At 64.8% G+C, this 6,339-nt stretch carries 7 protein-coding genes; 6 read left to right on the top strand and 1 reads right to left on the bottom strand.

From position 1 onward, the window contains the following. Positions 1-3 precede the first annotated feature (3 nt). The gene (locus tag P2Q66_RS20215; protein WP_275731014.1) at positions 4-972 is read right to left on the bottom strand and encodes an ABC transporter ATP-binding protein; all 969 of its coding nucleotides are present in this window, start codon (positions 970-972) and stop codon (positions 4-6) included. A 115-nt stretch (positions 973-1,087) separates the two neighbouring features. Between P2Q66_RS20215 and P2Q66_RS20210 the strand changes: the two genes are divergently transcribed. The 6 genes from P2Q66_RS20210 to P2Q66_RS20185 all read left to right on the top strand — a co-directional run bounded on the left by P2Q66_RS20210 (position 1,088) and on the right by P2Q66_RS20185 (position 6,270). Then, positions 1,088-1,921 carry a helix-turn-helix domain-containing protein gene (locus P2Q66_RS20210; RefSeq protein WP_079596400.1) on the top strand — a complete coding sequence of 278 codons (834 nt, stop codon included), beginning with the start codon at positions 1,088-1,090 and terminating at the stop codon, positions 1,919-1,921. Beyond that, entirely contained in the window at positions 1,921-3,384 is a 1,464-nt protein-coding gene (gene sufB, locus P2Q66_RS20205) for a Fe-S cluster assembly protein SufB (protein ID WP_079596064.1), read from the top strand. The genes P2Q66_RS20210 and sufB overlap by 1 nt, the downstream gene beginning before the upstream one ends. A gap of 2 nt (positions 3,385-3,386) precedes the next feature. Beyond that, positions 3,387-4,673, top strand: coding sequence for a Fe-S cluster assembly protein SufD (sufD, locus tag P2Q66_RS20200; protein ID WP_275731013.1), 1,287 nt, complete (start codon positions 3,387-3,389; stop codon positions 4,671-4,673). A gap of 24 nt (positions 4,674-4,697) precedes the next feature. Beyond that, a complete protein-coding gene (locus tag P2Q66_RS20195; RefSeq protein ID WP_079596066.1) occupies positions 4,698-5,057 on the top strand; it encodes a non-heme iron oxygenase ferredoxin subunit in 360 nt (119 codons plus the stop codon). Between the two features lie 79 nt (positions 5,058-5,136). After that, positions 5,137-5,925, top strand: coding sequence for a Fe-S cluster assembly ATPase SufC (sufC, locus tag P2Q66_RS20190; RefSeq protein WP_079596067.1), 789 nt, complete (start codon positions 5,137-5,139; stop codon positions 5,923-5,925). Positions 5,926-5,937: 12 nt separating this feature from the next. Continuing rightward, on the top strand, positions 5,938-6,270 hold the full coding sequence (locus P2Q66_RS20185; RefSeq protein ID WP_275731009.1) for a metal-sulfur cluster assembly factor: 333 nt from the start codon (positions 5,938-5,940) through the stop codon (positions 6,268-6,270). Positions 6,271-6,339 lie beyond the last annotated feature (69 nt).

The raw sequence follows: 6,339 nt of genomic DNA, 5'->3' as shown, positions 1-6,339 counted from the left end.
GCTTCATCGGATGTCCTTTCCCGAGATATCCAGAAAGACGTCTTCAAGGCTACGCGCCTGCAGGCTCATCGAGGCGGGCATGATGTTGTGGGCCTCCCACCAAGTCGCCAACGCGGCGAGGTGTGCGGGCGTCAAAGTGCCCGTGATGCAGTAGCTGCCGGCCCGGGCTTCGGTGACATCGATATGCGCCGGAAGTACGGCAGCAGGATCCAGGCCCGGCGGCGCCTCGAACACCAGTGTGCGGACATGCTCCGCACCTGCCTCGACGGACGGGTCGCGCTGCAGCAGCTCCCGGACCGTTCCCTCGGCAACGTTGCGGCCGCCGTCGATGATGTAGACATAGTCAGCCAGGCGCTGGGCGTCGTCCATCAGGTGCGTCGTGAGGATGATGCCCATCCCCGCGTCGCGCAGCTCGGAAATCAGGTCGAACACCAGCTGCCGCGACTGGGGGTCCAGGCCCGCGCTGGGTTCATCCAGGAACAGAACTTCGGGCCTGCCGATCAGCGCGGCGGCGAGGGCCAGGCGCTGCTTCTGCCCGCCGGAGAGCCGGCGGACGGTGGTCCTGCCGAAGGTATCGATCCCCAGCCGCTCGATCAGCTCATCCACCGGCCAGGGCCGGGCATACAGTCCGGCAATGTGCCGCAGCAGCGGGATGGGACGGGCCGACGGCGGCAGCCCGCCGTCCTGGAGCATCACACCTACGCGGGAGCGCAGCTCCGCCCCTGCCGCGGCGGGATCGTGTCCCAGCAGTGAGATGTTGCCGCCGGTCCTTTTTTGCAGGCCCTGCGCACATTCGAGGGTGGTGGTTTTGCCTGCCCCGTTGGCCCCCAGCAGGGCCGTTACCTGTCCGCGTTCGGCAACGAGTGAGATACCGCTGACCACCCGTAGCATTTTGCCGTCAAGGCTGGTAAGCGGGCCGACATCCTTAATGAGCCCGCTGATGGACAGAACGGGGGATTGGGGGGAACGCACCCCAGTATTCTACGGGATGTAGTATTTTTCGCCGTCCGCCGCGCAGCCTGCTGAGGTCAGCCTGTCCTTACTGGAGTGGGGGAGTAAATTACGACATGATTGTGTTGTGTATTCCATGAGCAATGCTACTGCTGTGCCTTTTGCCGGGCACGGAGCCTCCCAGGCTCCCGCAGACCGGGGCCCCGCGGCCTCCGGTCCGGTGGCCGATGCGGATGAGCGCACCCGGGACCGCGTCCTTGCGGCGGTCCTGGAGCACGGGCCTGTCAGTGCCGCCGAACTCGGCGACCTGCTCGGATTCACGCCGGCTGCCGTGCGCCGGCACCTGGACCATTTATCCCGCGCGGGCGTCATCGAAGTCAAGCGTGTTGCGCGTTCCGGCGCCGGGGCTGGCCGCCCTGCCCGCCGCTATGTCCTCAGTTCCGAGGGCCAGTCGAGCCTCGGCAACGACTATCTGGACATCGCCGCCCTTGCACTCCAGCAACTGCAGAAAGTTGCCGGACCCGACGCCGTCCGGGCATTCGCCGTCGAGCGTTTTGCTGACATGGAACGGCGGTACGCGCCGGAAATCGAAAAGGCCGGTCCGGACATCAGCGACCGGGCCAAAGCGTTGTCCGACGCGCTGACCCGCGATAACTTTGTTTCGTCCGCGGCGTCCATCGAGGCCAAGGCCCCGCTTCCGGCCGCGCTGTCCAGCGTCCAGCTCTGCCAGGGCCACTGCCCCATCCAACAGCTCGCCGCCCGGTTCCCCGTGTTCTGCGACGTGGAGACCGAGGTCTTCTCGAGGCTCGTTGGCGTGGACGTCCGCCGGCTCTCCACGCTTGCCCGCGGCGGGCATGTCTGCACCACCCATATTCCTACAGGCAGGCTGTCTGCCCAGGGGCCCACAAGGCCTTCGGCAGCCCCCGCCAGCCTGAATGAAGTAACCAACCATCAGCAAGAAAGGCCGTGATGACGGACCAACTATCAGAGAAAGCGGTAGCCGAAAACACTGTGATCTCAGAGATTCTGGAGAAGAATCCCGAGCTCCACGGCATCGGTAACTACGAGTACGGCTGGGCTGACAAGAACGACGTCGGTGCCAACGCCCGCCGCGGCATCAATGACGAAGTGGTCCGTGATATCTCGGACAAAAAGAGCGAACCCGAGTGGATGCTCGACCTTCGCCTCAAGGGCCTCAAGTACTTCGACCGCAAGCCCATGCCCACCTGGGGTGCAGACCTCTCCGGCATCGACTTCGACAACATCAAGTACTTCGTCCGTTCCACGGAGAAGCAGGCTGCCACCTGGGAAGACCTGCCCGAGGACATCCGGAACACGTACGAGAAGCTGGGCATCCCGGAAGCTGAGCGCAGCCGCCTGGTCTCCGGCGTGGCCGCACAGTACGAGTCCGAGGTTGTCTACCACCAGATCCGTGAGGACCTCGAGGCCCAGGGTGTCATCTTCCTGGACACCGATACCGCGCTGCGGGAGCACCCGGAGATCTTCCAGGAGTACTTCGGCACCGTCATTCCGGTGGGCGACAACAAGTTCGCTTCCCTGAACACGGCCGTCTGGTCCGGCGGTTCCTTCGTGTACGTCCCCAAGGGCGTCCACGTGGACATCCCGCTGCAGGCATACTTCCGCATCAACACGGAAAACATGGGCCAGTTCGAGCGGACCCTGATCATCGCGGACGAGGACTCCTACGTCCACTACATCGAGGGCTGCACCGCGCCGATCTACACCTCGGACTCGCTGCACTCCGCCGTGGTGGAAATCATCGTGAAGAAGGGCGCCCGCGTCCGGTACACCACCATCCAGAACTGGTCGAACAACGTGTACAACCTGGTGACCAAGCGCGCCATCTGCGAAGAGGGCGCCACCATGGAATGGGTCGATGGCAACATCGGTTCCAAGGTCACCATGAAGTACCCGGCCGTCTACCTCGTGGGCGAGCACGCCAAGGGTGAGACCCTCTCCATCGCGTTCGCCGGTGAGGGCCAGCACCAGGACACCGGCTCCAAGATGGTCCACATCGCGCCGAACACCAAGAGCTCCATCATCTCCAAGTCGGTGGCCCGCGGCGGCGGCCGTGCGGCGTACCGCGGCCTGGTCCAGGTCCGCGAAGGCGCCAAGCACTCCGCCAACACCGTCCGCTGCGACGCCCTGCTCGTTGACACGATCAGCCGGTCGGACACCTACCCCTACATCGACATCCGCGAGGACGACGTTGTGATGGGCCACGAAGCAACTGTTTCCCGGGTCAGCGAAGAACAGCTCTTCTACCTGATGTCCCGCGGCATGCGCGAAGACGAAGCCATGGCGATGATCGTCCGCGGCTTCATCGAGCCGATTGCCCGCGAGCTCCCCATGGAGTACGCACTTGAGCTGAACCGCCTGATTGAACTGCAGATGGAAGGGTCCGTCGGATAACGATGACTGAAATCACTACTGAAAAGGCCCGCATCGGCGCGCCCTCAGCCCAGCCGTTCATCGACGGCTTCACCGAAGAAGGCGAAAGCCTGTCGCCCATCAACGCGGCAGGCTCCAAGGCTCCGCTTGCCGGCGCCTCTGCCAAGAGCCACTCGCACGGCGGCGGCGAAGGCGTTCCGGACAGCTCACGCGCCGGCCGCCTGACGTCCTACAAGCTGGCCGACTTCAAGCCGCTCACCGGCCTGGAGGAAGACTGGCGCTTCACCCCTCTGAAGCGCCTGCGCGGCCTGCACACCGAGGTCCTGTCCGGCGCTGCGCCCACCGTGATCGTCAAGGGCCCGGAAGACGTCACCGTAGAGGGCGTCGGCCGCGACGACCAGCGGATCGGTACTGCCGGCATTCCTGAGGACCGCGTGTCCGCCAACGCCTGGGAGAACTTCGCCCAGGCCACGGTGGTCACGATTCCGGCGGAGTTCGAGGCGCTGACCGAAATCACCATCGACATCGAAGGCACGTCCCTTGAGGCCGCCGCCCAGCACCTGGTGATCGTCGCCAAGAAGTTCTCCAAGGCTGTTGTGGTCCTGAACCACCGCGGCTCCGCCGTGGTCTCGGAAAACGTTGAAATCATCGTGGAAGACGGTGCCAGCCTCACGGTTGTCTCGCTTCAGGAATGGAACGACGACGCCGTCCACGCCTCCTCCCAGCAGGCTAAGATCGGCCGCGACGCCAAGCTCAAGCACGTCATGGTAAGCCTCGGCGGCGACCTTGTCCGCGTCACGCCGTCGGCCCGTTTCACCGCCCCCGGCGGCGAGGCTGAACTGTTCGGCCTGTACTTCGCCGACGCCGGCCAGCACCTTGAGCAGCGCCTGTTCGTGGACCACGCCGTGCCCAACTGCAAGTCCAACGTCCTGTACAAGGGCGCGCTGCAGGGCCGCAACGCCCACGCCGTCTGGGTTGGCGACGTCCTCATCCGCAAGGAAGCCGAAGGCACCGATACCTACGAGGCCAACCGCAACCTGCTGCTGACCGACGGCGCCCGCGCCGACTCCGTGCCCAACCTCGAGATCGAGACCGGGCTGATCGAAGGTGCAGGCCACGCCAGCGCCACCGGCCGGATGGACGACGAGCACCTCTTCTACCTGATGGCGCGCGGCATCCCCGAGTCCGTGGCCCGCCGCCTGGTGGTGCGTGGCTTCCTGAACGAGATCATCCAGCAGATCAAGGTCCCCTCCATCGAGGAGCGGCTGACCGAAGCTGTTGAGCACGAACTCGCACTGACGGACAACTAGAAGGTACGGAGCACGGGTTTACAGATGACTGACCAGCCAAAGGGCGAGCTTGTCTGCAAGGTGGATGACATCCAGCTGAAGCAGGCGCTGCGGATCCTGATCGACGACTACCCTGTGGCGATCGTCAAGGACTCCATGGGGGAGATCCATGCGATCGGCGACACCTGCTCACACGCGGACATATCCCTGTCCGAGGGTGACGTGGAGGGCTGCGCCATCGAATGCTGGGGCCACGGCTCGCAGTTCGACCTGCGCAGCGGCGAGCCGCTGCAGTTGCCCGCCTACGATCCCGTCCCGGTGTTCGCCGTCGAGATCAGCGGGGACGAGGTCTACGTGGACTTCACCAATGTCCTCAACGGCGCCGAAGCTCCGAACTTCAGCTAGCACCACAGATTTACGAACCAACTTCCAGACAGAGACCGCACCGCCGCCGCCAGGCACGGTGCAGAGGAGAACAAGACACATGTCTACTCTTGAGATCAAGGACCTGCACGTCAGCATTGACACGGAGCAGGGCACCAAGGAAATCCTGAAGGGCGTCAGCCTGACCATCCGGACCGGCGAAACCCACGCCATCATGGGCCCCAACGGCTCCGGCAAGTCCACGCTGGCCTCCACCATCGCCGGCCACCCGCGGTACAACGTCACCAGCGGCTCCATCACCCTGGACGGCGAAGACGTCCTGGAGATGAGCGTGGACGAGCGCGCCCGCGCCGGCGTCTTCCTGGCCATGCAGTACCCCGTGGAGGTCCCCGGCGTCAGCATGACCAACTTCCTGCGCACCGCCAAGACCGCCATCGACGGCGAAGCACCCAAGCTGCGCACCTGGACCAAGGACGTCAAGGCTGCCATGGAGCAGCTGCGCATCGACGCCGACTTCGCCCAGCGCAACGTCAACGAAGGCTTCTCCGGCGGCGAGAAGAAGCGCGTGGAGATCCTCCAGCTGGAGCTCTTCAAGCCCAAGTTCGCCGTCCTCGACGAGACCGACTCCGGCCTGGACGTCGACGCCCTGAAGGTCGTCTCCGAGGGCGTCAACCGCGCCCACGCCGAGGGGAAGATGGGCACTCTGCTCATCACGCACTACACCCGCATCCTGCGTTACATCAAGCCTGACTTCGTCCACGTGTTCGTGGACGGCCAGGTTGTCGAAGAGGGCGGCCCGGAACTGGCCGACCGCCTCGAAGAAGAAGGCTACGACCGCTACGCCAAGGGCGCCGGCACTGCTGCCGCACCCGTCGCGGTACAGGCCTAGTCAGGACCTGCCATGACCGAAATCAACGCAGCCCGCACGAGCCTTGAGGACGTCGAAGAGGCCCTCAAGGACGTCATCGATCCTGAGCTCGGCGTCAACGTGGTGGACCTCGGCCTGCTGTACGGCCTGAAGTACTCCGAGGATGACGGTGCGCTGCTGATCGACATGACGCTGACCACCGCCGCATGCCCGCTCACCGATGTGCTCGAGGAGCAGGTTGGCAAGGCGCTGGACGGCGTTGTGGACGACTGGCGCCTTAACTGGGTGTGGATGCCGCCATGGGGTCCCGAGCGGATCACCGACGACGGCAAGGACCAGATGCGGGCCCTCGGCTTCAACATCTAATCCCCACCGCCTCCCCGGCCTCGCTTCGCTTCGGCCAGGGACCCCTCGGCGGCGTGGGCCCAAGTACGA

The organism is Arthrobacter sp. Cr_A7 (assembly GCF_029222765.1).
In the GTDB taxonomy this organism is placed as follows: Bacteria; Actinomycetota; Actinomycetes; order Actinomycetales; family Micrococcaceae; genus Arthrobacter.
Note: the sequence above shows the minus strand (reverse complement) of the source record. Positions and strands in the feature narration are given on the sequence as shown.

Coding starts and splice junctions, on each gene's coding strand:
- sufC (WP_079596067.1), top strand. CDS start 5,137: ATGTCTACTCTTGAGATCAAGGACCTGCACGTCAGCATTGACACGGAG.
- sufD (WP_275731013.1), top strand. CDS start 3,387: ATGACTGAAATCACTACTGAAAAGGCCCGCATCGGCGCGCCCTCAGCC.
- P2Q66_RS20210 (WP_079596400.1), top strand. CDS start 1,088: ATGAGCAATGCTACTGCTGTGCCTTTTGCCGGGCACGGAGCCTCCCAG.
- P2Q66_RS20195 (WP_079596066.1), top strand. CDS start 4,698: ATGACTGACCAGCCAAAGGGCGAGCTTGTCTGCAAGGTGGATGACATC.
- sufB (WP_079596064.1), top strand. CDS start 1,921: ATGACGGACCAACTATCAGAGAAAGCGGTAGCCGAAAACACTGTGATC.
- P2Q66_RS20185 (WP_275731009.1), top strand. CDS start 5,938: ATGACCGAAATCAACGCAGCCCGCACGAGCCTTGAGGACGTCGAAGAG.